Origin of the sequence: Paraburkholderia sp. SIMBA_030 (assembly GCF_046535245.1) — a bacterium.
GTDB lineage: Bacteria > Pseudomonadota > Gammaproteobacteria > Burkholderiales > Burkholderiaceae > Paraburkholderia.
In genome coordinates, this window is record NZ_JAWRXB010001129.1 from 1 (window position 1) to 253 (window position 253).

Here is a 253-nt window from a genome sequence, read left to right on the forward strand (position 1 = left end):
GTTTCGGCAAGATCGTGCTCGCAGAGCGACTTGCCGACATTGGTGCCGCGGGCGGCGATGAAGGTGTTGGCCATGCCGCCGCCGATGACGAGGGCATCGACTTTCTTCACCAGGTTCATCAACAGGTCGATCTTGCTCGACACCTTGGCGCCGCCGACGATGGCAACGACCGGGCGAACCGGTTCGCCAAGACCCTTTTCCAGCGCTTCCAACTCGGCCTGCATCGTGCGTCCGGCATAGGCCGGCAGCAGAT

The 253-nt window shown here is 62.8% G+C and carries 1 protein-coding gene; it reads right to left on the minus strand.

Annotated features, from left to right (window positions below):
- Positions 1-253, minus strand: a 253-nt coding sequence (pgk, locus tag SB772_RS43550; RefSeq protein WP_410838972.1) for a phosphoglycerate kinase, incomplete at both ends; no start/stop codon positions are given.